Genomic DNA, 24,839 nt, shown 5'->3' with positions numbered 1-24,839 from the left:
TCAAGAAAAGTAATATGGGGAGGGTGCCGTCGGTCAGGGGAGGAATTTCAGCAGGAGCATCGAGATGTCGTCGTCGAAGGTGGTGTGGCCGGTGAAGGCGCGCAGGGCATCGAGCACGGCGTCGATGATGGCGGCCGAAGGCTTGCGGTGCTCGCGGGCCAGCACCCCCTTCAGCCGCTGCACCCCGAACAGCTCCCCTGAATGGCTCTGCGTCTCGGTGATGCCATCGGTGTACATTAGCAGCAGGTCTCCCTTTTCCACCTGTATGACCGGCTCGTCGAAGGCGACCCTGCGCTGCACCCCCAGGATGAGCCCTTCCGCGTCGAGTGCGAAAAAGCGTTCCTCGGCGGGGCGGTAGAGCAGGGGAGGGGGATGCCCGGCGTTGCTGTAGCGCAGCCTGCCGGAAGTTCTGTGGTAGCTCAGGTACGACATGGTGATGAAGAGTTCGGCGCGGGAGAGGTCGTCGTGCAGGATCTCGTTCAGGGCCGCGACCACCTGGGCCGGGCCGTCCAGGGCCGGCATCTGGGCCCTGAGCACACTGCGGGTCTCCACCATGATGAGGGCAGCACCGACGCTGTGCCCCGAGACGTCCGCGATCACCAGGTCGAGCCTCTCGCCGTGAAGCAGGATGTCGTAGTAGTCGCCGCCGATGTGGCTGGCCGGGACGCAACGGCCGGCGCAATCAATTCCGGTCAAAAGAGGCGGGGCGGCAGGAAGCAGCGAGAGCTGGATCTGCCTGGCGATTTCCATCTCCTTGTGCATGCTGGTGTTCTGCAGCAGCGCCTGTTCCGCCAGCTTTCGCTCGGTGATGTCCTGCTTGATGCAGATGAAGTGCTTGATCTGGCCGTCCTGGTCGAGGACCGGCGTGATGGTCTGTTCTTCCGGGTAGAGCTCGCCGCTCTTGCGCCGGTTCACCAACTCGCCGTGCCAGATCTTCCCGCCCATGATGGTCGACCAAAGCTCCCGGTACAGTTCGGGGTCCTGCCGGTCCGATTTCAGAAAGCTCAAATCGTGCCCCACGGATTCTTCCAGGGTATACCCGGTCATCCGGGTGAACGCCTCGTTGACCGACAGCACGACGCCGTCGCTGTCGGTGATCACGATGGCGTTGGCCGCCGCCTCCAGGGCGGCGCTTTGCACCCGCAGCGACTCTTCGGCCTGTTTGCGCTCGGAGATGTCAGAGATCAGGCCGTCGTAGGCGATCAGTTCCCCCTGTTCGCTGTAGCGCGGCACGATGGTGTTGATGACCCAGTGCAAGGAGCCGTCCTTGTGCCGGATCCTGTGCTCGACCGAAGGGATCTCCTTGCCGGCCCGCAGCTCGTCGGTGAGGCTCGTCACGGCGGCGCGGTCTTCCTCGTGGATCATCTGGTACCAGAGAAAGGGGTTTTTCTGATACTCCTCGTCGCTGTAGCCGGTTACCGAGAGGCAGCCCGGGCCGTGCGAGGTCTTGACCACGTTCCCCTCGCTGAGGGTCACGGTGTAGATGTAATCGGTAACGGCCGCCACCAGCCTCTTGTAGCGCCGCTCGCTTCTGACCAGCGCCGCTTCCGCCTCGCGCTTCTTGCGCCGCACCTGCGCTTCCTGCATCTCGCGCTCGATGGCCGGGATCAGGCGCGAGGTGTTCCCCTTGATCAGGTAGTCGTTGGCGCCTTCCTTCATGGCGCCCACCGCGGTGTCCTCGCCGATCTTTCCGGAAACGATGATGAAGGGGATGTCCAGGCCGGAGTCGCGCAGGACCTGCAGTGCCTCCAGTCCGGTGAAACCTGGGAGGACGTAGTCGGAGACCACCAGGTCCCAGTCCTCCTCTGCCAGCGCCTTGCGCATGGCATCGGCGCTCTCGACCCGTCTGGAGACGGGCGCGTAGTTGCCGCGGCGCAACTCGAAGATGAGGAGCAGGGCGTCGTCCTCGGAGTCCTCAACGATCAGAACGCGGAGCGGTTTACCCATGAAAACACCTTCCGTGGCAAGCACATGATCGGCCGGGGGGGAAGCTGGTGCCGTCTGCCGAAAAATGCCCTGTGAGGCTGGGCGCTTACAGTATAGCACACTTCGTTGGCCGGAAAGGGGCGGGAGGCTAATTAGATGGGGCGGGGGCTTCTGCGCCGCTGTCGAGGCTGAACTCTTTGAGCCAGCTTTCGAAGATGCGTACCTTCTCCTGTCCGAAACGCAGCAGGTCGGACCTGACCTGGTCGGTGCTCTTCTCAAGGTCAAGTTCTCCCCCTTTCTTCGAATAGAAGAGATCGGCGAGGGCCACGATGCGCTCGCAGTCGGTGACGGGGGACATCTCCCGGAGCGGCAGGCGCAGCCTCTGCTCCGCGATGTCGCGGGCGGTGAGCCCGACCCCGATGTGCCGCTCGCAGACCAGGGCGTGATGCGGCAGCCCCTCGGCCTCCAGCATCTTCCGTCCGATCAGGCCGTGGCAGATGTAGGGGGAGTTGCCGAAGCAGTTGAGCTTGGGGGCGTAGGTACGGGCAACGCCTATGTCGTGCAGCAGGGCGGCTTCCTCTATGAAGAGCAGTTCCGCGTCGCTTCTGCCGGCGCGTGCGGCAATGGAGAGCGCCTTGTCGGCCACCTTGCGGCTGTGGCGATAGACGATCTCGAGCCCCTGCTGGTTGTCTTGGAAGTATTTCTCGAGGAGAGCTCTAGGGTTCAAAACGTGCCTCCGTGTGGGTGTTGGTCCGGCTCAAGGGTATAGATTATGCCGATTCGTCTCCCGATTGCAACCCCGTTGCTTCAGTCCGACGGAACACCTTCTGCATCCCGCCTCAACTGCCGCGTCAAGAAACAGTTGAATATCGGCACGTGACCGGATATGATGTGAAACCTTTAAGTAGATACTTCTATCCTTGGTGGTGAGATGACAGTCAAAACGACCACACAACAACACACACTGCTCGTGGACGACGAGCCGGGCATCCTCACCGAGGTGTCGCTGCTGCTCGCCTCGAGCGACATCCCGGGGGTGGCGACCATCTCGGACAGCCGGAAGGTGATCCCCTACATCCGGGAGCACAGGGTGAACGCGGTGATCCTGGACTGGGTGATGCCGAACGTTACCGGGGCCGAGATACTGCAGAGCCTCACCGTGGAGCATCCGGAGGTCCCGGTGATCGTGATGACCGCCATGGGGGACGTCGAGACGGCGGTGACCTGTATGCGCCAAGGCGCCTTCGACTTCCTCACCAAGCCGGTGGACCCAAACCGCCTGGTGGCCAGCGTAAAGAAGGCGCTCCAGGTGAGCGAACTCGGGCAGCAAAACCGGATGCTCAAGGACTACCTGCTGGCGGACACCCTGGGCAACCCCGATGCCTTCGCCGGCATCATCACCACCTCCAAGAAGATGCGCGGCATCTTCCAGTACATCGAGGCGATCGCCGGCTCGAGGCTGCCGGTCCTGATCACGGGGGAGACCGGGGTGGGGAAGGAATTGCTGGCGCGCGCGGTGCACGACGTGTCGGGCGTCCCCGGGCCGTTCATCTCGCTCAACGCGGCGGGGCTGGACGACTTCATGTTCTCGGACACCCTCTTCGGACACAAAAAAGGCGCCTTTACCGGCGCCGACAGCAAGCGCGAAGGTCTCATAAGCGCAGCCGCCGGAGGAACCCTTTTCCTGGACGAGATCGGGGACCTTAACCTCGCCTCCCAGATCAAGCTGCTGCGGCTTCTGCAGGAGCGCGAGTACTACCGGCTGGGCTCGGACCTGCTGCTGAAAAGCGACGCCCGCATCGTGGCAGCCTCCAACATGGATTTCGCCGCCTTGCGGGGCGCCGGAACCTTCAGAAACGACCTCTACTACCGCCTCTGCGCCCATGAGTTCCGGGTACCCCCTTTGAGGGAGCGACTCGAGGATGTGGAGGCGCTGGTGGATTACTTCGTGCACCAGATCGCGGCTCAGCAGGGGAAGCAGGCTCCCAAGGTGCCGCACAACGTGATCGCGGCGCTGCAGCAGTGCAGGTTTCCCGGCAACGTGCGCGAGCTCTACAACATGGTGCACCACGCCGTCACCTGCAACGAGGGAGCGCCCCTGTCGGTCGCGGATTTCCCGGGGGTGGCCGCGGTACCGGCGCGGGCAGCCCACCCCGTCGATTGCGGCAATCCCCTCTTCGCGCTGTTCGGGAAGTTCCCGACCGTGCTGCAGGTGGAGGAATACCTGATCGCCGAGGCCATGAAGCTCACCAACGGCAACCAGACCCAGGCAGCGGATCTCCTGGGTCTGACCCGGCCGACCCTGAACAAAAGGTTGAAGCAGGAGCGTCAGTAGGGAGGTGCTGCCTGGGCGGGTGCGCTTTGCGCGGAGCCCTTTTTCCTGGGGGCAAGGTAGGTGAGGTTCTGCAGCACGGTCTGTTCCAGGGTCGCGTCATAGAATTTGCGCCGGCAGTCCACCTCTGTCAGCGACTTACCCTGGAGCTTGCTGACGAAACGGCAACCGCCGAAACAAAGCGGCAGATAGCTGCACTCGAGGCAGGCATCCACCTGCCAGTTCCCGATCCCGTGTGATGCCCTGTAGTCCTGTAAACCTTCCCTCAAACCGCCGATGCTCATCTCTTCCGAGCCCATGAACGCCGGGCACTTGTAGAACTTTCCGGTGCAATCGATCACCAGGTTGTCGTCGAGTTCCACGACGCAGGCGGACGGCTTGAGCGTGGGGGCGCGGTACCCCCTGGCCAGGGTCGCTTCGCGCAGGAAAGGTGCCGCCTCCATGAGCCACGGTTCCTCGGACAAGGCGCAGCCGGTGTTGAAGTCCGAGCACCCCCCCGTGGAGACGACGGGCGTGAACATCACCACGCTGAGCTTGTCCGGCGTGACGCCGTAAAGGGGAAGCTGGTCGAGCAACCGCGGGAACTCCCGGTAGTTTTCCGGCCGGAAATTCGCCCCCAGTTGGATGGAGATGAGGTCGCAGACCTGCGCCAGGTTCGCAGCTATGATCTCGAAACTCCCGGCGCCGGAGGCGTAGGGGCGTTGGACGTCATGAATCTCCCGGGGGCCGTCAAGGGTGAACTTCGCCCCCTGCAGTCCCAGGGGGAGCAACTGCAGCACCGTGTCCCGGTCGAGGAGCGTGCCGTTGGTCACCAGGGTGAAGGCGTACTTCACGCCGTGATGCAGGGCCGCAGCCTGCAGCGGCTGCGAAATGCGACGGATCAGGTCCTGCGACAGCAGCGGCTCCCCGCCGTAGAAGGAGACCGTGACGTCCCACCCCTGCGAGATCCTCTCCCTTACCAGCGTCTCCACCAGAAGATCGGCGGTTTCTTCCGACATGTAGTGCCCGCAGCGGAACTCGCCTTCGAAGCAGTAGCCGCAGTCCAGGTTGCAGTCGAGGTTCAGCACCACCGAGGCCATGAAATGCCGCGGCCCCGCGTTGGCGCGGTCGATGAGGCCACGCATCTGTTCCCTTTCCACGTCGGGGTCCTCTACCAGCATGCCGAGCCGTGTCAGCGCCTCGCATCCCTCGACGGGGAAGACTCCCTCTTGCAGGGACGCCAGAGTTTGAGCCGGGATCGCCGCGACTGAACCGCGCAGGGTGGAATAGAGGAGGACGTACCCGGGTCGGTCGGGGGAGGGGAAGATCTTCATGTAGTGGGAAAGTTTCATGAGAGATTGTACCTATCGTCTGACCGTCGTGTTGCCGGCCACAAATGTTGTGTGGATGGTACGCAAGGAGCCTCGCCTTGCTCACAGAGGAAGGCGAGGCTCCTCCCATTTCATATGAGGCCGACAAACAGGTACAAGTAGATGCAGCAGCCCAAGCCATTTGTTTCTACCATGTTGTTGCCTTCGTCGAGAATCTCCACTTCCAGGTTTTCTTTTGCCATTGCGTTTTCCCCCCTTTTTGTGTTGTGAAAAATTTGGACTTTTTTAACCTGCCGTGCTACATTAGCACCAACTTATATGATCTGCAATAATAAATTTGTTTTTTTTTATGAGGAGGGTGTGTGAGGAGACGGTCCTCAGTTTTGTCAGTGTTTGCCATGGTCAAGCCGTTGCTGCTGACTGTGACGCTCTGCCTGATGACAGCAATGCCTGCAAGAAGTGACGACGACCTGAGTTCCCTTGAGCTGTTCAACGGCGCAGGCGGCGACCCAGTCTCCGCGAGCAGGTCGCCGCGTCCGGCTTCACAGACAGCGGAAAACATCACCGTGGTCACGGCCGGCGAAATCGCGGCCTTGAACGCCCATACCCTGCCCGACATCCTCTACGCCGTAACCGGCATCCAATTCGAGGTAAACGGCACACCCGGCACGCTCACCAACATTGAGATACAGGGCTCCGACTTCGACCACGTACTGGTACTGATCGACAACGTGCCGCTCAACAGCCTTTCCGATAATTTCCCGGACCTAGGCTCCATACCTGCTCAGATCATCGACCGTATCGAGATTGTCAAGGGCGCCGCCTCCAGTGCCTGGGGGAGCGCCCTGGGCGGTGTCATCAACGTGATAACCAAGATGCCGCAGCAGGACCGAGTCGTCGACGGCACCGTGTCCGGCTCCTACGGGACGAGGGAGACCGTCGACGGACGCGGGGAGGTGACCGGTACCGTCGACCGGCTTGGCTACTACCTCTTTGGAGGGAGGCTGCGCTCAGACGGGTTGCGTCCCAACAACCAGGCAGATCTGAGGAACCTGTACGGCAAGCTGCACTACGAACTCCCGGTGCGTGGGACGCTCACCCTGACCACCCTCTACACCACCAGAGACTCGGGGGTCCTCGCCGTCCCCAACGTCGACGTCAACGACAAAAAGCATGAGATCCTATCGTCGCTTGCCTTGCAGTTGCCGCTGGATAACAGGCTTTCCCTCGACGCCTCCCTGAGGAGCCGCCAGAGCACCATGGAGATGTTCATGGTCAGCTCACCCGGTGGATCCGTCATGCAGAGCACTCGGGAAGACGACGACAGCACCGGGGGAAGCCTCAAACTTTCCTGGCTTGGAGAGTGGCAGCTGGTAGTGGCGGGCGTGGATTACGACCATGTCAGGGTGCGCCTGCGAGGTGGACGCATCCCCGGCGAAGAGGCTAAAAACGCCGACCGGCTGGGTGTCTACCTCAACGACACCTTCACCGTCGGCAACTTCGCCATAACCCCAAGTGCTCGCTTTGACTGGACCGGATTCGGCGGAAACCGCTTCAGCCCAAGCTTTGGCATCACCTATGCCCTGAGTGAGAACAGCCTCCTGCGCGGCTACACCGCCAGAGGGTACAGTCTCACCTCCTTGAACCGCGCCGAATCCACCGAAAAGGTGTGGACCTCCCAAGTGGGCTTCGAGTCGGGGGATGTCCCCTACCTTTGGCTCAAGGCCACCCTCTTCAGAAACGACACCTGGGACGTCAACAGCAACGAATTCGGCGCCATCGTAAAGAAGAGACAACTAAAGCATGGGGGCGAATTCGAGCTCCGTACGGTCCCCGTCTTCAATACCTCGCTTTCCAGCGGCTACACCTACATACGCGCCACAGATGGGGCCGATGGGGCCGTGCTCAATTCCGTCCCCAAACACACCCTAAAGCTCGGGCTGCGCTACCGCGACCCGTCGCGGTTTCAGGCACAGTTGATCGGGCATTACATCGACTGGAATGCCATTGACGGCAGGAACAGGGGGATTCTCTGGGACCTGCACCTGAGCAAAACGTTCGAGTATTCCGAATTCGGGTCGGTTGAGCTGTTCGGCTCGCTCAGGAACATCTTCGACGGTCAGCAGTACCTTTCCGATCTTTACAAGAACACGGGGCGCTGGGCTGAAGTGGGGGTGAGATGTCACTTCTAAGAGTCTTGCTTCTGGTGTTCTTTACTCTGACACCGACGCTCGCCCTGGCCTACGACGTCCTCTTGCTCCAGTCCATGCACGACAAGGGATACGACGAGGCGGTACGCGGTTTCAAGCGCGACTGCCGGGGATCGGTGCGCCGCATCGTCCTCTCCGATTACGCCGAACTCGACTTGACCCGCATCACTCGGGAGGAACACCCGAAGCTGATCGTGGCGGTCGGTGACCGAGCCCTGGAACTGGCGCAAAAGCAGCACGCAACCCCAGTGCTCTACATGCTGGCGCTCAATGCCAGGCCGCGCGGGGGCGCGGGCGGCGTCAGCATGCTCCTGGACCCGGGGCGCTACCTGTCTGTCTTCGAGGAAATGGGCGCGGAACGGGTGGGGGTGCTCTACGACCCGGCACGAAGCGGGGGGTACGTGAAACGTGCGGTCGCAGCGGCCGCGCGCGGCGGGGTCAGGCTGGTGCTGCGCGAGGTGCATGCCCCCAAGGAGACGCCGGCCATGCTTGCTTCCTTGAAGGGTAAGGTCGACGCGCTCTGGATGCTTCCCGATACGACGGCGGTCTCCCCGGTCTCCACCGAAGCCTACTTCCTCTTCTCCCAGGCCGAGCGTGTGCCCGTAGTCACTTTCGCCGACGTCTACCTCTCCATGGGAGGGGCCGTCGCCCTCACCATCGACCGTTACGATATCGGCAGGCAACTTGCCGAACTGGCGCAGCACGTGCTGGATGGACACACGCCGGAAGAGGGGGGGGAGGCCCCCCGCCGTGCCGTCACCAGGAGCAACGAGGGGGTCGTGCGCCAGTTGAAGCTGAACGGCTTGGCGGGGCACTGACATGAGAAAAAGGAAATTGCGTCTCCCTCCCTATGCCAAGAGTTTCCGGTTCCGGCTTTACCTGATCTTCACCGGCACTATCGCGCTTTTGACCGCCGCTTTCGTCACCTTCTACGTCATTACCGAGTTGAACGCCTACCGCTCCAACATGGAGCGGGAAGGGAAGCTTCTGGCGACCATCCTGGCCCAGAACGCGCGCCTGCCCCTCTTCGCTGAAAACAAGGAGGCGCTCAATATTCTGGCCGAGGGGACCGCACGCTACCCCTCGGTACTTTCGGTCTCCATCGTGGACCGGGAGGGACGGCTGCATGCCCAGCAGGTAAAATCCCAGACCGTCCCGGACGACGCCATCGACATGCGGGTTCCCATCAGCTCTCCCAGCGGGGTGCTCTCCCCCGAGTCGGCGCTGCTCGGCCAGCCCCAGGGGAACGAGCAGCGGGTCATCGGAGAGGTGAGGCTGAAGCTGGACACCTCCGGCGCGCGCGAGCGGCTGGTCACCCTGGTGGCAGCCTCTCTGGCAATCGGCACCCTGTTCTGGATCTTCGTGTCCCTGCTTTGCTACCAGATCCTCAAGCGGGTCACCAACTCCTTCAACCTGCTCCTTGGGGGGATCGAGAAGATCGGCAACGGCACGCTCTCCGCCCGCGTCGACTTGGACGGTGACGACGAACTGGGCCGGGCCGCCAACGCCATCAACGCCATGGCCGCATCGCTGGAGCTGCGCGAGCTGGAAAACCAGGCGCTGCAGGACGAACTGCTCCGGGCGATGAGGCTGGAGGTGCAGGAGGAGAAGAAGCGGGTTATGGCCCGGCTGATCCAGACCAACAAGATGACCTCGCTTGGTCTGCTCCTTTCCTCAATGGCCCACGAGATCAACAACCCCAACGCCTCGATCCGTTTCTCGGGGCACATGATCGGGAAGATGCTCGCCGACGCGCTGCCGCTTCTGGACGGGGTCTGGCAGGAGGAGGGGGAATTCTACCTCGGGGGGGTGCCCTACCAGAAGGCGCGCCAGGTGCTCACGGAAAACGCCGGCAAGATCGTGGAGAACTCGGAACGAATCGCCCAGGTGGTGCAGGGGCTGCGTGATTACGGGGTGGGGGGAGGGGGGCAGCTGCGCCAGAGGTTGGAGATCAACAGCGCGGTCTCGGCTGCCCTTTCGGTGCTTGCCTGCCAGACAAAACGAGACGTGCAACTGCACACCTCGCTGGGAACGGGGATCCCAGCGGTTGCCGGCAGCCAGCAGCAGATCGAGCAGGTGCTCATCAACCTGATACTCAACGCCATGCAGTCATTTGCCGGCGGGCGCGGCGAGGTCCAACTCAGCACCCGCCACGATGCCGCCAGGAGCGAGGTGGTGGTCGAGGTGCGCGACAACGGCGTCGGCATCGCGCCGGAGACCATGGAGCGACTCTTCGAGCCCTTTTATTCCACCAAGCTGGAACTCGGCGGCAGCGGTCTCGGCCTGTACATCTCGCAGTTCATCGTGACCGAGCACGGCGGTCGGCTGCAGCTCGCCTCGACGGTCGGGAGAGGGACGGTGGCGACGGTGGTGCTGCCGGTCGCCGCAACCTCAGTGGTGGGCGTGCTCCCCGCCCAGCTCGGTCAACATCCCGCCGATCCGCTCCATCAGGTCCGTTAAGGCGTCCCCCTGGGACCCCTCGCCGCAGATCCTGCGCATCTGGTTCAACAGCCCTTCAAAGACGTCCTCGCCGCAGGCCCCCTTGACCATGTCGTTGGTGAGCCGGTCGTTTAATAGCAGCCGCTTCATCTGGATCAGCTGTATTTCGACGCGCAGCTTCTTGATGGTGGGCAGGTCGCTTTGCTTGAGCAGTTGGAGGCACTGGTTGATGATGCTGTACTGGTGGTCCATGGTTTTCTCCCATCGCATTGACATTGAAACACCTGACGATATTCCAATATCCGTGCCAAGAAGTCAGGAACAAAACCCAGTGTAATCGGAGGCTTGCGGCGTACCAGTTTTGAAGGTGCGGGGGCTCCGGGTGTGCATTTTTTTACAGCGGTTCTCCGCTGCCGGCGAAAACGTCGGCGGCACGGGAGGTTGGCCGGGCGATGTAAAAAAAAGAACTGTTCGTTTTTTTACATCTCCCCCCGGCCGGCTACCTCATCGGGCCAGCACCTTGTCGACGGCCTCCGTTATCTGGCCCGGCGTGAACGGCTTCAGGATGTACCCGTCGGCGTTGGCCTCGACCACGAGCTGGCGCATCTCGGCTTCCCCCTTGGAGGAAAGGAGCAGGATCGGGATGTCCCGGCTTACCTCGTTCTCCTTCAAAAGCTTGGCCTTCTTGTTGCCGTCCAGCATGGGCATCATGATGTCCATGATGATCAGGTCGGGCTTGTCCTTGGAAAAAATGAAGCGGTTGGCCTCTATGCCGTTGGTGGCGGTCACCACCTGGTAGCCCGCTTGGTCAAGGGCGTCCTTGGCCATGGCAAGTACCAGTTCGCTGTCGTCGATGATGAGGATCTTTTTCTTCAAGGCACGTCTCCTTTCTGGGTCAGTTATGCGGCGCGGCGGCGCCGGTCGTTGCCGATTCGGGGCGCTGCGCCACGAACAGTTTTTCCAAAGCAGCGGGGATCAGGTCCAGGGGGACCACCTGGTCCGCCGCGTCGAGGGTGATGGCGGCCTTGGGCATGCCGAAAACCGCGCACGATGGTTCGTCCTGGACGATGGTGGTGCCACCGGCCGCCCTGATGCGGAGCATCCCCTGGGCGCCGTCGCGCCCCATCCCGGTCAGGAGCACGGCCACCACCTGGTCGCAGCGCTGCCGGGCCAGCGAATCGAAGAAGACGTCGATGGAGGGGCGGCAGCAGTTGACCGGCGGGGCGTCGTTGAGGCGGATCACCCCTTCGACCACGGTCAGGTGGGTGCCGTCGGGGGCTACCAGGGCTTCCCCGGAGCGGAAGGGGACCCCGTCACGGGCAAGCCTCACCGGCAGGGCGCATTCACGGTCCAGCCAGGCGGCGAACCCCGCGGCGAACCCCTGGGCTATGTGCTGCACCACGAACACGGCGCCGGGAAAATCCGCAGGCAGGGCCTTCAAAAGCCGCATCACCGCCTTCGGGCCGCCGGTCGAGGCGCCGATGGCGAGGATATTGTGTCCGGCGCCGCCGAGGAGCGCGGGGAGGGGGTCGCCGGGGCGCGGCTTGCGCCGGGGGTGCCTGATCACCCTGATCCTGGAGAGGAAAAGGACCTTCTCGCGCAGGGTGGCCGAGAACCCCTCCAACGTAGCGTTGCCGTCGAGCCTCGGTTTCTCCATGACGTCCAGCGCCCCCCGCTTGATGGCGACGAAGGCCCGGTCCACCTCGCTCGCCTCGACGGCGGCGGAGAGTACCAGCACCGGGGTGGGGCAAAGGGCCATGATCTCCTCGATGGCGTCCAGGCCGTCCAGTACCGGCATCAGGAGGTCCATGATCACCAGGTCGGGCTTGAGCGCCTGGGCCAGTTCCACCGCCTGCCTGCCGTCGCACGCCTCGCCGACCACGCGGATCTCGTCACTTTCCTGCAGCATGTCCTTGAGCAACTGGCGTGCGAGGAGGGAGTCGTCGGCCAGCAGAACCCTCGTAATCATAAAAACGTCCCTTCCTTGGCACCGGCGCGCTGGTCTGCGCGCGAGAAGCGTTTGCTCAGCCGATCAGCATCTGCACCGTTTCCAGCAGCATCCCCTGGTCGAAGGCCCCCTTGACGATGTAAGCCTGGGCGCCGGCCTGCAGCGCCTGGCGCTTGTCCTCGTCGCGAGACAGCGAGGAAACGATGATGACCGGGGTTTCCCGGTATCGCTCGGAGGCGCGCAGCGCCCGGGTCAGCTCGAAACCGTTGATGCCGGGCATCTCCACGTCCGAGATCACGAGGTCGAACTGCTCCTCGGCGCTCTTCTCCAGGGCGTCCTCCCCGGAAACCGCCGTCACCACCGCGTACCCCTGGCTCACCAGGATGCTCTGCTCCATGGTGCGGGTGGTGATGGAGTCGTCCACCACCAGCACCTTGAGGCGGCGCTGGGCCGCCTGCGCCTCCTCGGCGGAGACCGGAGCGCGCTGCACGCCGCGGCCCGACTCGAACAGGTCGGGTACGTTCAGGATCAGCGCGGGGTTGCCGTCCCCCAGGATGGTGGCGCCGAACAGGAACCTGACGTTTCGAAACTGCCGCCCCAGTCCCTTGACCACCACCTCGCTGTAGCCCAGGTGCGCCTCGACGATGCAGGCGATGCGCTGGTCGCAATGCTTTAGCACCACCGCCGAAAGCGGCAGGTCCCCCGCCTCGCGGCGCTCGGTGAGCCCCAGCATCCCGGACAGGCTGTACAGCGGCGTGGTCGCGCCGCGCACCTTGATCACCTCGCCGCTCCCCATCGTGTCGATTTCGCTGGCGCGCACCTTGACGATCTCCTGCAGGTACGTGGTGGGGATGGCGAAGGTCTCGCCGCCGCAGGCGACGATGAGCGCGTCCAGGACGGAAAGGGTGAGCGGGAGCTGCAGGGTGACCTGGGTGAAGCTCCCGGTCTGGCTGGCGAGGGTCACGCTCCCCTTGACCCGCTCGATGTTCTTCTTCACCACGTCCATGCCCACCCCGCGCCCGGAGACGTCGGTGACGATCTCAGCGGTGGAGAAGCCGGGGCGGAAGGTAAGGTAGAGGGCCTCCTCGTCGGAAAGCCCGTCCGCTTCGCGCTGATCGAGGACCCCGCGTGACACCGCGGCTGCCTTGATGCCGGCCGGGTCCATCCCCCGGCCGTCGTCGCGCACCTCGACGAGGACCGAGTTCCCCTGGTGGCGGGCGGAGAGCAGGATCGTACCCCGGTGCGGCTTCCCGGCGGCGGCGCGTGCCTCGGGGGCTTCGATCCCGTGGGAGAGGGCGTTGGTCAACAGGTGGATCAGGATCGGTTTCAGCCCCTCCAGGAGCACCCGGTCCATCTCGATGGCCTGCCCGACGATCTGGAACTGCACCTCGCGCCCCAGCTGCTGGGCCAGGTCACGGACCAGGCGCTCCAGCCCGTCGGAGATGGTGCGCAAAGGGAGCATGCGCAGCCCCATCGCCTTGCCGTGGAGCTCCTGTATCAGGTAGTCGAGGTAGAGGACGTCCTCCTCCAGTTCCCCCCTGAACGCGGTGAGCGGCGCGGCATGCTCGGCGGGGAGCGCGTAGGCCACTTCCTTGAGGCGGTCCAGTTTCGCCTCCAGGCGCTTCTTGTTGATGATGAGCTCCCCGACCAGGTTGACCAGCTGGTCAAGGGTCTTCACGTCCGCCCGCACCGTTTCCTGGGGTGTGTCGGGTTGTGCCTCCCTGGGCTCCGGGGTGAGGTGCTGTCCCAGTTCGCCCCGGTCGTACTCCGCGACGAAGCGCTCCACGTCCAGCTCCGGCGCCTCCCCGCGCAGCAGGGCCGAGGTGATCAGCGCCACCGCGTCGGCCCCGCGCAGCAGCAGGTCGATGGCCTGCGCGTCCACCTTGCGCTCGCCGCACTCCATCCCCTTTAGCTGCTCCTCCATGGTGTGGGTGATGGCGCTTATGTCGGCAAGCCCCACCATGCGCGCCGATCCCTTCAGGGTGTGCGCGTTGCGCAAGAGCTCGTGCAGAAGGTCGGTCCGGGCCGGGTTCTTCTCCAACACCAACAGGCCGCTTTGCAGCGAGGCCAGATGCTCTTCCGCCTCCCGGCAGAAGATCTCCAGGTAACGGTTTGCCATTTAGGCCTCTTCCTCGGTGATCTCCTTCAGGCGTTCAGCAAGTTCGAGGATCTCGGCGATGGCCTTCTCGGTCTCGTGCGCCGAGAGCGCCACCTGCTGCGCCACGTCGCGCACCTCGGACATGGTCTCGGCCATCTGCTCGCAGGCGGAGGTCTGCTGCTGGGTGGAGAGGGTGATCTCCTTTGCGGTGCGGGCGGTCTCGTGGGCGGTGGACATGATCGAGGCGAAGGAGAACTGCACCTTGTCCACCAGCTGGGAGGCGGCGTCGACCGCCTTGGTTCCCTCCTCGGTGACCATGATGGTGTTGTTGGTGGCGCGCTGGATCTCGCCGATCAGCCCCTTGATCTGGCGGGTCGCGTCCACGGTACGGTCGGCCAGGCGCTTCACCTCCTGGGCCACGATGGCGAAGCGTTTGCCCGCCTCGCCGGCCCCCGCCGCCTCGATGGCTGCGTTCAAGGCGAGGAGGTTGGTCTGGTCGCTGATCTCGTCGATGATCTCCACGATACCGCCGATCTTCTGGCTGTTCTCCCCAAGCTCCAGCATGCTCTTGGCGATGCTCGTCACCTGGCTTCTCACCTGTCCCATCCCCTCGATGGCGTTGGTGACGTCTTCGCGGCCGTTGTTGCAGTTCCTGGTGGTGTCCTCGGCGACCGCCTCGACGCTTTTGGAGTTGCCGGTGATCATCTTGGCGGTGATGGCGATCTCCTCGCTGGTGGTGGTCACCTCCTGGACCGCGCTCGCCTGCTGCGTCGATCCTGAGGCCTGCTGCGCGCTGATGGCCATCATCTCGTTGGCGGCGCTGGAGAGCTGGATCACCGCCTCCTTCACCGAGGCGATCAGGCGACCCGAGCGCCCGATCTCGTCCTTCAGGTCCCTCACGATCACCGTGGTCATCACGTTGAAGGCCTCGGCCAGTTCGCCGATTTCGTCGTTGCTCTCCACCGGGATGGTCTCGTCGAGATCCCCACCGGTGATCTTGTGCGCCTTCTCGGTCAGTTTGCGCAGCGGCTGGACCGCGCGGCTCACCACGAGCAGGATGGTTGCGCTGGCCACGATGAGCATGATCGCCATGCTCCCAACGATCTGGTTCCTAAGCTCGGCCCCCTTCTGCTCGGTCTTCACCATGGAGAAGCCGATCCGGAAGGAGCCCCAGTGTTTCCCTTTCACGTAGACCGGCGCGGAGAGGTCCCACATGGTTTCGCCGGTGTCGCGCTGGTAGACCTGCTTCAGTATCGGCTCCACGTTCTTCGCCGCCGCGACCCCCACCGGGTCGTTGAACATCCGCTTGGTGCGGTTGTTGAGCCTGTCCTTGTCGCGGTCGCCGGTGAGCGGGGCGGAATACTTGGCGTTGTGGGTCGGGATGTAGCCGTTTCTGTCGGTCAGGACCGCGAACACGATCTGGTCGTCCTTCAGGAACTCGTCCTCGAGCGCCTGCACCGCCTGGTCTGTGAACCGGTCGAACTGGGTGTGGAACTTCTGGGGCTCCGTGTTCGGAATCGGGACGTAGTGCTCGTCGAAGAGCTGCTCCTGGGTCAGGGTGCCGTTGGCCACCGCCTCCTCGAGGATCCGTTCCATCGACCTGGCCCCGGTCTGCGCCAGAATGCGCCCCTTGGAAAGAAGTTCCTCCTCCATGTTGGCCCGGCGCGAGCGGACGAAATAGACCGAGAAGGCGGTCATGATGACCACCATGACCATGATGAGGACGCTGACGATCTTTACCGATAGCTTGTTGGACATGTCGAAACCCCAGTATCTAAGTTTATGTTCGGAACTTCCTTATCCTCGTCGCGAAGCCGGCCTTGCGCCGGCTCAGGCCTCGCCCGCCACCAGTTCGGGATCGGCGAGCAGCGCCTCCATGTCGAGCAGGACCACGCTCCCATCCTCGAGGTTGAAGTGCCCCCTGACGAACTGCGCCCTCGTCCCCGGCAGGCCGGTCGCGGCCGGCTCGAAACTTTCAAAGCAGAGACCCTGCACCCCGTGCGCCGCCTCGGCCAGAATCCCCGTGGCGAAGTTGTCGCCGCGCACCACGAGGATCCGGCCCGTCGCCCCGATTTCGGGCTGAGGGAGCCCCAGCATGGGGCGGATGTCGATGGCCGCGGTGATCTCGCCGCGCAGGTTGAAGATCCCCCTGATCAGGCTCTGCACCGCCGGCACCCGCACCAGCTTCGGGACCCGGATCACCTCGCAGGCGTAGTGGGTCTCGAAGGCGTAGCGCTTACCCCCCAGGGTGAACACCAGGCATTCCAGCGTCTCTTTCGCCTCGCTCTCCTCCTCGGCGAGCGCCTGCCAGTACTCTTCCCGCATCTGGCTCAGAATGGTGCGGATGTCGTAGCCGTTGTCGTTTCCCATCTAAGTACCTCTCGTGGCGGCAGCGGTAGCTAGGCCACCCGCGCCAGCGTGTTCTGCAGCTGCAGCATGCAGACGGCCCTGGTGAGTCCCCCGGAGAAGGGGACGGTATCCTCCTCGTCGCAGCGCGACAGGATCTTGATGCTGTTCCTGATTTCCCGCGCACCCTCCGCGAGCCGGCCCTGGCGCAGGTGCAACCGCCCCATGTGGTAGCGCGGCATGATGAAATCGTGGTTCAGAAGGAGCGCCTTGCGGTACTCACGGGCCGCCTCGTCCAACCGGTCCGCAGCGTCCAGGAGCACCCCCTTGAGGAAGTAGGCCTCCGGGAGGAGGTCGTTCAGCGCGAGCACCCGGTCGCTGGTCTCAAGCGCCTGCTCCAGCGCCCCTTTCCCCGCCAGGATGAATCCCTTCAGCACCAGGGCGTCCGGGAGGTCAGGACGGCGCGCCAGCACCAGCTCCAAAAGCTCCAGGGCCGGCTCGAACTCCTCCCGGTCGAAAAGCTCGCGTGCCCCCTGCAAAAGTTGGGCGTCGTCCAGCGGTGTGCAGGGAGCGGCAGGCAGGGGCTCGGTTGGCGGCACCGGGGGGTGCCACGGCGTCTGTTTGCTGAGCCACGCCGCAGCCAGCCGGAGCTGCTCCTCGGTGAGCGCGTCAGTGTCCTCAACCACTGGGAGTACGGGGGGGAGGGGGGGGACGGCGATCGGCTGCGCGGCCAAGCCGCTCTTCACGTAGTAGAAGCTGCGCTCCTTGCGCCGCAGCTCCAGGTCCAGGCCGCGCTGCAGCAGGGTCTCCGAGTGCCCGAGAAATAGCAGGCCCGAAGGTTTCAAAGCCCTGCTGAACCGCTGCAGCATCCCCGTGGCGGTCTCCGGTGTGAAGTAGATCAGGACGTTGCGGCAGAAGATGGCGTCCAGCTCCTGCAGCTCGTCGCAGACCGGCTCCCGGCAGGGGATCGAGAGGTTCAGGTGCGAGAACTGCACCAGCTGCTTCACCTCGTCCCTTATCAGGTAACTTTCGCCGACCCGCCTGAAATAGCGCCGGGACTGCTCGGGGGTGGTGATCCTCATGGACCAGGGGGAGTAAACCCCTTCGCGCGCCCGTTTCAGGGAGCGGTTGTTGATGTCGGTGGCGATGATCCGGATGTCGCGCTGCCGCCAGTCGGGGAGCGCCTCCATCAGGGTCATGGCGATGGAATACGGCTCTTCGCCGGTGGAGCACCCTGCCGACCAGATCCGGATGGGAGCGGCGCAGGGAGGGGGGTCGGCGAAGCGCTCCTTGAGCACCTCGAAGTGGGCGGGATAGCGGTAGAAGTAGGTCTCGCCGACGGTGAGAAACTGCAGCAGCTTCTGGAGCTCGTGCCGGTCCTCGCCGTGTTCCTTTAGGTACTGCAGGTACTCCTTGAAATCGGTCAGGCGCAGTGCCGACATCCTTTTGAGTAGCCCCCGGGTCAGGGCGGGCCGGTTGCGCTGGTCGAAATGCAGACCGCTGTGGGAGAGGATGTGTCGGGAAAAGGCTGATGCCAGCCGCGGTTCGAGCTCCTGGTCCTGACAGGGGACCGACTTCCTCAGCGCCACGGCGGCAACGTCGTCCAGAAGGCGCTTGACGTCCAGGGGTTTTCCTATGAAGTCGAAAACCTGCAGCAGTTCCGCCTCGAGCCTCAGGCACTCGGAGATGACGATGACGGGTACTGAGCGTGGGCCTGACGGCGTCTGTACCCGGTGCTCGATGGCGAGGGGGACGATCTTCGACGCCTCCAGGGCGAGGATGATCAGGTCCGGCTTCTGCCGCCTGATGGCGGGAAAGGCTTCCTTTTCCTGCGCGACGCAGCGGGTGGCGTGCCCGGCTTCCTGCAGCAGTTCACCCAGATAGGTGGTGAAGGACTCGTTGTCGCTGATGATGAGGATTTGCAGTGGCAAGTGGCTGTTCCCTTCCTGCGTATCTTGGTAACAGGCTCAAAGCGTGAGAAGTGGCGGTAAAGCCTGTGTACATCAAAATAAAACGGTCTGGTAAAAGGTAATAAGCCGGAATCACATTAATACTATTGGTTAACCCTCGACAGGTCAACTAAAATTAATTTCATACGTAAAATCATGTTTTGATGATTTATCCGGTTGAATTTATGAGGATGATTGCAAACGACGAGGCCAATGTTAAAAACTTACAATGTTTTATTGTTGCCAAAAAAAACTAGTTACAGCGGCCCCATCCGCCCCGTCCGAGGCTGCTGATCGACGAGGAAGCCATGAACGTCCTGCTGGTTGCCGGTGCCCGACCCAATTTCATGAAGATTGCTCCCATCTACCGCGCCTCGCTCGCCTGCCGCTCCGTGCGCTGCAGCATCGTTCATACCGGTCAACACTATGACCGGGAGATGTCGGGGACTTTTTTCGAGGAGCTTGAGATACCGCAGCCGCGCTACTCGCTGAACGCGGGCTCAGGCAGCCATGCCGCCCAGACCGCCACGGTCATGGTGGCCTTCGAGGAGGTTTGCCTTAAGGAGCGTCCCGACCTGGTACTGGTGGTGGGAGACGTCAACTCGACCCTGGCCTGTTCCATCGTGGCCAAGAAGTGCGGCATCGAGGTTGCCCACGTGGAGGCTGGGTTGCGCAGTTTCGACCTCGCCATGCCAGAGGAGATCAACCGCATGGTGACCGATGCGATCTCGGACCATTTCTTCGTGACGGAGGAGAGCGCCACCGGCAACCTGCTCAAGGAGGGTAAGCCGGCCGCACGGATCCATGAGGTGGGGCACGTGATGGTGGACAATCTTTTTCACCAGGTGGAGCGCCTCTCGCGCCAGGACGTCGCACGCCTCGACGGGTTCCACCTGAAGGAGAAGGCGCACCCCTACCTCTTCCTTACCCTGCATCGCCCCTCCAACGTCGACTGCCGCGAGACCTTCGGCGGGATAGCACAAGCCCTGAACCAGCTCGCCCAGAGCCGGACGATATTCTTCCCGGTGCACCCGCGCACCGCGAAGATGATGCAGGAACACGGTGTTCACCTTGCGGAGAGGGTAGTCCTGCTGCCGCCGCTTGGCTACCGGGAGGCCCTGTTCCTGTGGAAGGACGCCGAGGCTGTCCTGACCGACAGTGGTGGGCTGCAGGAAGAGACCACCGCCCTGGGGATTCCATGCGTCACCATAAGGGAGAACACCGAGCGTCCCATCACCGTCGAAATCGGCAGCAACGTGCTGGCGGGGACCTCGCCGCAGGGGATCCTCGCGGGGTTCCAGGAAAGCCTGGCCAAGAAGGAAAGGGCACGGGTTCCGCCGCTTTGGGACGGCCGGGCCTCCGAGCGGATCTGGAAGGTGCTGACCGAGGGGGAGGGAGGCGCGAACATCTCTTGACATGGCACCATCGCGGCTATAATATATGCAAAAGTTTGCATATAAAATACGAGGAGAGCTGCGATGCCGATTTTCGAGTACGTTTGCAACGACTGCGGTACCCGTTTCGAGAAGCTGCAAAAGGGAGGCGCGGCCGATGAGTGCGGCTGCCCGACCTGCGGTTCCGCGAAGGTGAAGAAGGCGATGTCGACTTTTGCGGCGGGGAGCGCTTCGGAAACGAAGTGCCACAGCGGCGGCTGAAGGTTCTGACGGGCGCCCAGTTGGGCGCAGCACGAACAGAAAAGAGGGGGTCCTAGAGACCTCCTCTTTTTTTGTTTTCGGCCGCATGCGCCCCGCACCCTGCGGTGGCGATGCTGTAAACGATGGAATTATGTTGACATGCAAAAAAGCGAATGTATATTGTGCGGTTGCGGCCGCGGTTGCACCGGGTCGCTCAGGTAGCTGCACTTTCGGAGGACCACTTGGAAAAGCTTAAGCTCCCCGGATACGGGACCCTGATCCCGATCGCCTTGCTGCTCGGTTTCGCCCCTTTCGTACCCGAGCCACACCTGTTCGGCAAGGTGAGGATGCTCCTCTCCGGTACCCTGGTGCGGCCGCTCGATGTATTCGACCTGTTCTGGCATGCCTGGCCTTTTGCGCTGCTGGCGTGCCGGGTGGTGGCGGATCTTCGGGGGCGGAGAAAAGCCCCTCAATGAGCGCGTATGACGCGGCCGTGGCGGGTGTGCGAGGCGTTAAGACCTTTCGAAGGAGATGCTGATGAACAAAAGGATAGTGGTGATAGGCGCCAACGCCGCCGGGGCCAAGGCGGCCGCCAAGGCCAGAAGGACGGACCCGAAGGCGGAAATCGTCGTGCTCGATCGCGGCAGCTTCATATCGTACGGCGCCTGCGGCATCCCGTACTACGTGTCCGACACGGTCAAGGACCTGAAGGAACTGATGAGCACCCCGGTCGGGGTGGTGCGCGACCGCAACTTCTTCAGCAAGGTGAAAGGGGTCGCGGTCCGGACCAACACCGAGGTGACCGGCATCGACCGGCTACAGAAGATGATCCGTCTGCGCGAGGCGGGGGGGGAGGAGAGCGCGCTTCCCTACGACAAGCTGGTCCTGGCCACCGGCAGTTCCCCGTTCGTCCCCGACCTGGAGAACGTCTCTTTGCCGAACGTATTCACCGTGAAGTCGATCGAGGACGCCGAGCTTTTGAAGCAGAGGGCGGTTGCCGGTGCCTCCGCCTGCATCATCGGCGCCGGACTCATCGGCCTTGAGACCGCCGAAGCGCTGCAGGGCAAGGGGGTGCAGGTGACCCTGGTGGAGATGCGCGACCAGCTCCTGCCCGGCGTGCTCGACGCCGAGGTCGCGGCAGTGGTGGAGAAGCATGTGAAGCTTCAAGGGGTGACGGTGCTGACCGGCTGCGCCGTCACCGGCTTTGCCGGCGAGGGGAAGGTGCAGACGGTGGTTGCCGGCGGCAGGGAGATCGCCGCCGACCTGGTGGTGCTCGCCCCCGGGGTGACACCCAACGTGGCCCTGGCCCGGGAGGCGGGGCTCGCCATCGGGGTGACCGGCGCCATCGCGGTGGACGAACACCTGCGCACCAGCGACCCCGATATCTACGCCTGCGGCGACTGCTGCGAAACCACTCACCTGGTCACCGGCAAAAAGGTGTTCATACCGTTGGGGAGCACCGCCAACAAGCAGGGGCGCGTCGCCGGGATCAACGCCGCCGGCGGCGAAGCGACCTTTGCCGGCGTGATCGGCACCAGCATCCTCAAGGTGTTCAACGTCAACGCGGGCAAGACCGGCCTTACCGAGAGCGAGGCGCTGCGGCACGGGTTCGACGTGGAGACCGTGATCTCTCCGGCGCCGGACCGCGCCCACTTTTTCCCGGGGGCGAAACCGATCCTGCTGAAGCTGGTCGCCGAGCGCGGCACCGGCCGCATCCTGGGACTCCAGGCGGCAGGGGAGGGCGCCGTTGACAAACGGCTCGACGCCGCCGCAACCGCCATCACCTTCAAGGCCAGCGCGGAGCAGCTCTCCCAACTGGACCTCGCCTACGCTCCCCCTTACGGCGCCGCCATGGACAACCTCATCGTCGCCGCCGACATCATGAAGAACAAGCTTTCCGGTCACGCCCGCGGTATCTCGGCGCGCGAGGTGAAAAGGAAGCTGGAAGACGGCGACGACTTCATCCTGCTGGACGTCCGTTCTCCCGCGGAGCACGGCGAAATCGGCATCGCCGGGGCGAAGCTGATCCCGCTGGGAGCGCTGCGCGAGCGGCTGGAAGAACTCCCTAAAGAGAAGGAGATCGTCGCCTTCTGCAAGGTGAGCCTCAGGGGGTACGAGGCGCAGAAGATACTGGACGCGGCCGGGTTTGCCGACGTCAAGTTCATGGACGGCGGCATCATGGCCTGGCCCTACCGCTTCCGGGACCAGTAACGGCAAGGTCAGCCAACGCGAAAATGGGGGGCCGCCCTGCAGCGGCCCCTTTTCTTTTTGAAGATGCAATCCAAGGTCCACTCTCCCTCTCCCCGTACCAATACGGCGATTGCCGAATATCCTGCAGTCCCAGGGAATATTCTCCACTACCTGCGTCCCCGTCCGAAGCCACGGCGACAGAGACGGTCGTGGAATCAGCCGGTTGTCACACGGTGCGGGAACTGGCACGCAACTTGATGATGGCTTCCTGTCTTTGGGCTTCGCATCTACTTTTGGTCAGGAACACCAGTGCCGGCACGCTACTTCATTTTCATCTTCGCGATCCTTCTGTGCAGCGCAGCGCGCCCTGCGTTCGCCGGCGGCACCCTCCCTGTCGACGGCGTGGTGACCTCGGGTGTCGGCTGGCGTCTCGACCCGTTCGGGAGCGGCAAGCTTGCATTTCACCGCGGGATCGACATAGCCGTGCCGGTCGGTACGCCGGTTCGGGCGACGCGCGGCGGGAGGGTGGCCTTCGCGGGGGAGCGCCGCGGCTACGGTGCCACGGTGATCCTCGCGCACGATAACGGCGACCGCACCCTCTACGGCCATAACGCATCCGTGAACGTCCGTTCCGGGGAGTGGGTCGAGGCGGGCACCGTGCTGGCCCTCTCCGGCAACAGCGGCAGGTCCACCGGACCACACGGCCACTACGAGCAGATTCCGAGCGGGCGCCCGGTTACCGGCGAAAGCGAGGAGGTGCCCGAGGTCGCTGCTGTCGATCCGCAACGCCGCTCCCAGGAGCTGAAGGGTGAGGTGCGCCGGGTGCTTGAGCAGAGGCTTGACGAATCCCTCAAATCCCTTCTGCAAAACATCAAATCTGACATAAACGGCGGCTAAACAGGTGTTATTGGGCGCATCCCTTGAACCTCCTCGGGGATGTGCCCTTTTTTTACCCTGGCCATCGTACGGAAAAAGGCCCGCCCCTTGTAGGGGCGGGCCTTTCCTTTGGCGTGCTTTCGCTGCTGTTGCCGTCTCAGGACCAGCGGTTCATCCTGACCTTTTCCCGCTGCAGCTTGTCGGCGGGGAGGGGCCTTGGGCGCTCGGCGGGGTGCCCGATGCCGAGGATGCATTCCACCTTCACCTCCTCGGGTAGTCCCAGTAGCTCCTGGAGGTACTCCTCCGCGCTCTTTAGGGCGTCGTGCTTGCGGTTGCGGATCTGGGCCCAGCAGCTCCCCAACCCCAGGGAAAGGGCGGTGCACTGGACCAGGATGGCGGCGATGGAGCAGTCCTCGACCCAGACGTCGGACTTGGTGCTGTCGGCGCAGACCACGATGGCCAAGGGGGCGCGCGCCACGAACTCGGAGCCGTGCTGTTTGGCCCGCGAGAGCTGCTGAAGCAGTTGCGGGTCATCCACCACGATGAACTCCCAGGGGTTGAGGCTGCGAGAAGCGGGTGCTCTTAGGGCTGCCTCCACCAGTGTCTCCATGGCCTCGGTGGACACCTTCTCGTCGGTGAACTTCCTTATGCTGCGGCGTTTGCGTAACAGTTCGATCATGGTTCTCCATCTCCTAAAGGCATAGCGCCGGCGTTGATCCAAGGGGGCAAATCTACTCCAAAACTAGCCGCGAGTCAAACGCCGCTCTTGCATGCAAAGCTTGCGGATCCTTTGTCACATTTAATCGTTTTTTTCGGCATACCTTATTGACACGGATGCGGGTGGAGGAATATAAGGAATGAAGATTCATTCCGCATAGAGGGAAGACGATGGAAAAACCAGAGAAGTGTGAAAAACCGGACAAGTGTGCCGAGAAGCGCGAGGCCATCATCCAGGCGGCGCTGGAGCTCGTGGCCGAGCAGGGGTTCCACGGCGCCCCCATGGCCATGATCGCGGAGAAGGCCGGCGTCGGCGCCGGTACCATCTACCGCTATTTCGAGAACAAGGACGACCTGATTCGCTGGATCTACAAGAACGTGGAGGAGCGCTTCGTGGAGGTCATGATGCAGGGGTATCCCGAGAAAGGACCGGTGCGCGAGCGCCTGGTGCACATCGGGACGGCGCTGGTGCGCCACCTGATCAGCGAGCCGCTGCAGCTGCGCTTCGTCGAGCAGTTCCACAACTCCCCCTACGGCGTGGACCACCGGCGCGAAAAGATCTTCGGGCAGGGGCGAAAGGACGTCATCAGCGAACTCTTCGACGAGGCCGTGGCCCAGCAGATCTTCAAGCCGCTGGAATTGGCCATCCTCTTCTCGCTCTTCTTCGGTCCGCTGGTGGACATCTGCCGCGATCACATCCTGGGTTTCGTCAAGCTGGATGACGCGCTGATCGAGCAGGTGGTGGGTGCCTGCTGGGACGCGCTGCGTCGCTAAGGTGGATTGAACGTTCATTAATACGAGGTGTTTGTACCGATGCTGATGAAACTTTGTCTGATTCTGTGCGCCCTTACCTGGGGCGGCATC

General features: G+C 63.2%; 21 protein-coding genes. 10 read left to right on the top strand and 11 right to left on the bottom strand.

The window, feature by feature from the left end:
* Positions 1-33 precede the first annotated feature (33 nt).
* Both KOM00_RS11220 and KOM00_RS11215 read right to left on the bottom strand, forming a co-directional pair.
* On the bottom strand, positions 34-1,947 hold the full coding sequence (locus KOM00_RS11220) for a SpoIIE family protein phosphatase (RefSeq protein ID WP_216498998.1): 1,914 nt from the start codon (positions 1,945-1,947) through the stop codon (positions 34-36).
* A gap of 127 nt (positions 1,948-2,074) precedes the next feature.
* Positions 2,075-2,653, bottom strand: a complete 579-nt coding sequence (locus KOM00_RS11215) for an HD domain-containing protein (RefSeq protein WP_216498997.1) — start codon at positions 2,651-2,653, stop codon at positions 2,075-2,077.
* Positions 2,654-2,857: 204 nt separating this feature from the next.
* On the opposite strand from KOM00_RS11215, the gene KOM00_RS11210 reads away from it, so the two are divergent.
* Positions 2,858-4,261, top strand: coding sequence for a sigma-54-dependent transcriptional regulator (locus KOM00_RS11210; RefSeq protein WP_216498996.1), 1,404 nt, complete (start codon positions 2,858-2,860; stop codon positions 4,259-4,261).
* On the opposite strand, the gene gptM is transcribed toward KOM00_RS11210, so the two are convergent.
* Positions 4,255-5,589 (bottom strand): geopeptide radical SAM maturase, encoded by a 1,335-nt coding sequence (gene gptM, locus KOM00_RS11205; protein WP_216498995.1) that lies wholly within the window; start codon positions 5,587-5,589, stop codon positions 4,255-4,257. The genes KOM00_RS11210 and gptM overlap by 7 nt on opposite strands.
* 425 nt (positions 5,590-6,014) lie before the next feature.
* On the opposite strand from gptM, the gene KOM00_RS11200 reads away from it, so the two are divergent.
* Genes KOM00_RS11200 through KOM00_RS11190 form a run of 3 tightly spaced genes read left to right on the top strand, consistent with a single transcriptional unit; the run spans position 6,015 to position 10,238 of the window.
* Positions 6,015-7,760 carry a TonB-dependent receptor plug domain-containing protein gene (locus KOM00_RS11200; RefSeq protein WP_236026890.1) on the top strand — a complete coding sequence of 582 codons (1,746 nt, stop codon included), beginning with the start codon at positions 6,015-6,017 and terminating at the stop codon, positions 7,758-7,760.
* Entirely contained in the window at positions 7,748-8,596 is an 849-nt protein-coding gene (locus KOM00_RS11195) for an ABC transporter substrate-binding protein (RefSeq protein ID WP_216498994.1), read from the top strand. Before KOM00_RS11200 ends, KOM00_RS11195 begins: the two co-directional genes overlap by 13 nt.
* Before the next feature lies 1 nt (position 8,597).
* Positions 8,598-10,238, top strand: a complete 1,641-nt coding sequence (locus KOM00_RS11190; protein ID WP_216498993.1) for a sensor histidine kinase — start codon at positions 8,598-8,600, stop codon at positions 10,236-10,238.
* Here the strand turns inward: KOM00_RS11190 and KOM00_RS11185 are convergent.
* The 7 genes from KOM00_RS11185 to KOM00_RS11155 all read right to left on the bottom strand — a co-directional run bounded on the left by KOM00_RS11185 (position 10,170) and on the right by KOM00_RS11155 (position 18,540).
* Entirely contained in the window at positions 10,170-10,469 is a 300-nt protein-coding gene (locus tag KOM00_RS11185) for a hypothetical protein (RefSeq protein ID WP_216498992.1), read from the bottom strand. The two genes, KOM00_RS11190 and KOM00_RS11185, sit on opposite strands and share 69 nt — an antisense overlap.
* Positions 10,470-10,721: 252 nt before the next feature.
* A complete protein-coding gene (locus tag KOM00_RS11180) occupies positions 10,722-11,093 on the bottom strand; it encodes a response regulator (protein ID WP_216498991.1) in 372 nt (123 codons plus the stop codon).
* 19 nt (positions 11,094-11,112) lie between these two features.
* Positions 11,113-12,186, bottom strand: a complete 1,074-nt coding sequence (gene cheB, locus KOM00_RS11175; protein WP_216498990.1) for a chemotaxis-specific protein-glutamate methyltransferase CheB — start codon at positions 12,184-12,186, stop codon at positions 11,113-11,115.
* A 55-nt stretch (positions 12,187-12,241) separates the two neighbouring features.
* On the bottom strand, positions 12,242-14,284 hold the full coding sequence (locus KOM00_RS11170; protein ID WP_216498989.1) for a hybrid sensor histidine kinase/response regulator: 2,043 nt from the start codon (positions 14,282-14,284) through the stop codon (positions 12,242-12,244).
* The gene (locus KOM00_RS11165) at positions 14,285-16,021 is read right to left on the bottom strand and encodes a methyl-accepting chemotaxis protein (RefSeq protein ID WP_216498988.1); all 1,737 of its coding nucleotides are present in this window, start codon (positions 16,019-16,021) and stop codon (positions 14,285-14,287) included.
* Positions 16,022-16,093: 72 nt separating this feature from the next.
* Positions 16,094-16,633, bottom strand: a complete 540-nt coding sequence (locus tag KOM00_RS11160; RefSeq protein WP_216498987.1) for a chemotaxis protein CheW — start codon at positions 16,631-16,633, stop codon at positions 16,094-16,096.
* 29 nt (positions 16,634-16,662) lie between these two features.
* On the bottom strand, positions 16,663-18,540 hold the full coding sequence (locus KOM00_RS11155) for a CheR family methyltransferase (RefSeq protein ID WP_216498986.1): 1,878 nt from the start codon (positions 18,538-18,540) through the stop codon (positions 16,663-16,665).
* A gap of 326 nt (positions 18,541-18,866) precedes the next feature.
* On the opposite strand from KOM00_RS11155, the gene wecB reads away from it, so the two are divergent.
* The 5 genes from wecB (at position 18,867) to KOM00_RS11130 (ending at position 23,279) form a co-directional block, all read left to right on the top strand.
* Positions 18,867-19,973 carry a non-hydrolyzing UDP-N-acetylglucosamine 2-epimerase gene (gene wecB / locus KOM00_RS11150; protein ID WP_216498985.1) on the top strand — a complete coding sequence of 369 codons (1,107 nt, stop codon included), beginning with the start codon at positions 18,867-18,869 and terminating at the stop codon, positions 19,971-19,973.
* 63 nt (positions 19,974-20,036) lie between these two features.
* Entirely contained in the window at positions 20,037-20,213 is a 177-nt protein-coding gene (locus KOM00_RS11145) for an FmdB family zinc ribbon protein (RefSeq protein ID WP_216498984.1), read from the top strand.
* Positions 20,214-20,434: 221 nt separating this feature from the next.
* Complete coding sequence (locus KOM00_RS11140; RefSeq protein WP_216498983.1) at positions 20,435-20,668, top strand: RND transporter; 234 nt, start codon at positions 20,435-20,437, stop codon at positions 20,666-20,668.
* Positions 20,669-20,729: 61 nt separating this feature from the next.
* On the top strand, positions 20,730-22,403 hold the full coding sequence (locus tag KOM00_RS11135; RefSeq protein WP_216498982.1) for an FAD-dependent oxidoreductase: 1,674 nt from the start codon (positions 20,730-20,732) through the stop codon (positions 22,401-22,403).
* 288 nt (positions 22,404-22,691) lie between these two features.
* Positions 22,692-23,279 carry a M23 family metallopeptidase gene (locus KOM00_RS11130; RefSeq protein WP_407931686.1) on the top strand — a complete coding sequence of 196 codons (588 nt, stop codon included), beginning with the start codon at positions 22,692-22,694 and terminating at the stop codon, positions 23,277-23,279.
* 136 nt (positions 23,280-23,415) lie between these two features.
* On the opposite strand, the gene KOM00_RS11125 is transcribed toward KOM00_RS11130, so the two are convergent.
* A complete protein-coding gene (locus KOM00_RS11125) occupies positions 23,416-23,937 on the bottom strand; it encodes a nitroreductase family protein (RefSeq protein WP_216498981.1) in 522 nt (173 codons plus the stop codon).
* 209 nt (positions 23,938-24,146) lie between these two features.
* Between KOM00_RS11125 and KOM00_RS11120 the strand changes: the two genes are divergently transcribed.
* The gene (locus KOM00_RS11120; protein WP_216498980.1) at positions 24,147-24,749 is read left to right on the top strand and encodes a TetR/AcrR family transcriptional regulator; all 603 of its coding nucleotides are present in this window, start codon (positions 24,147-24,149) and stop codon (positions 24,747-24,749) included.
* Positions 24,750-24,839: the final 90 nt, after the last annotated feature.

It is taken from the genome of Geomonas diazotrophica (genome assembly GCF_018919385.1).
GTDB classification, from domain to species: Bacteria; Desulfobacterota; Desulfuromonadia; order Geobacterales; family Geobacteraceae; genus Geomonas; species Geomonas diazotrophica.
The sequence above is the reverse complement of the archived record's forward strand: the minus strand, read 5'-3'. Positions and strand labels throughout refer to the sequence as shown.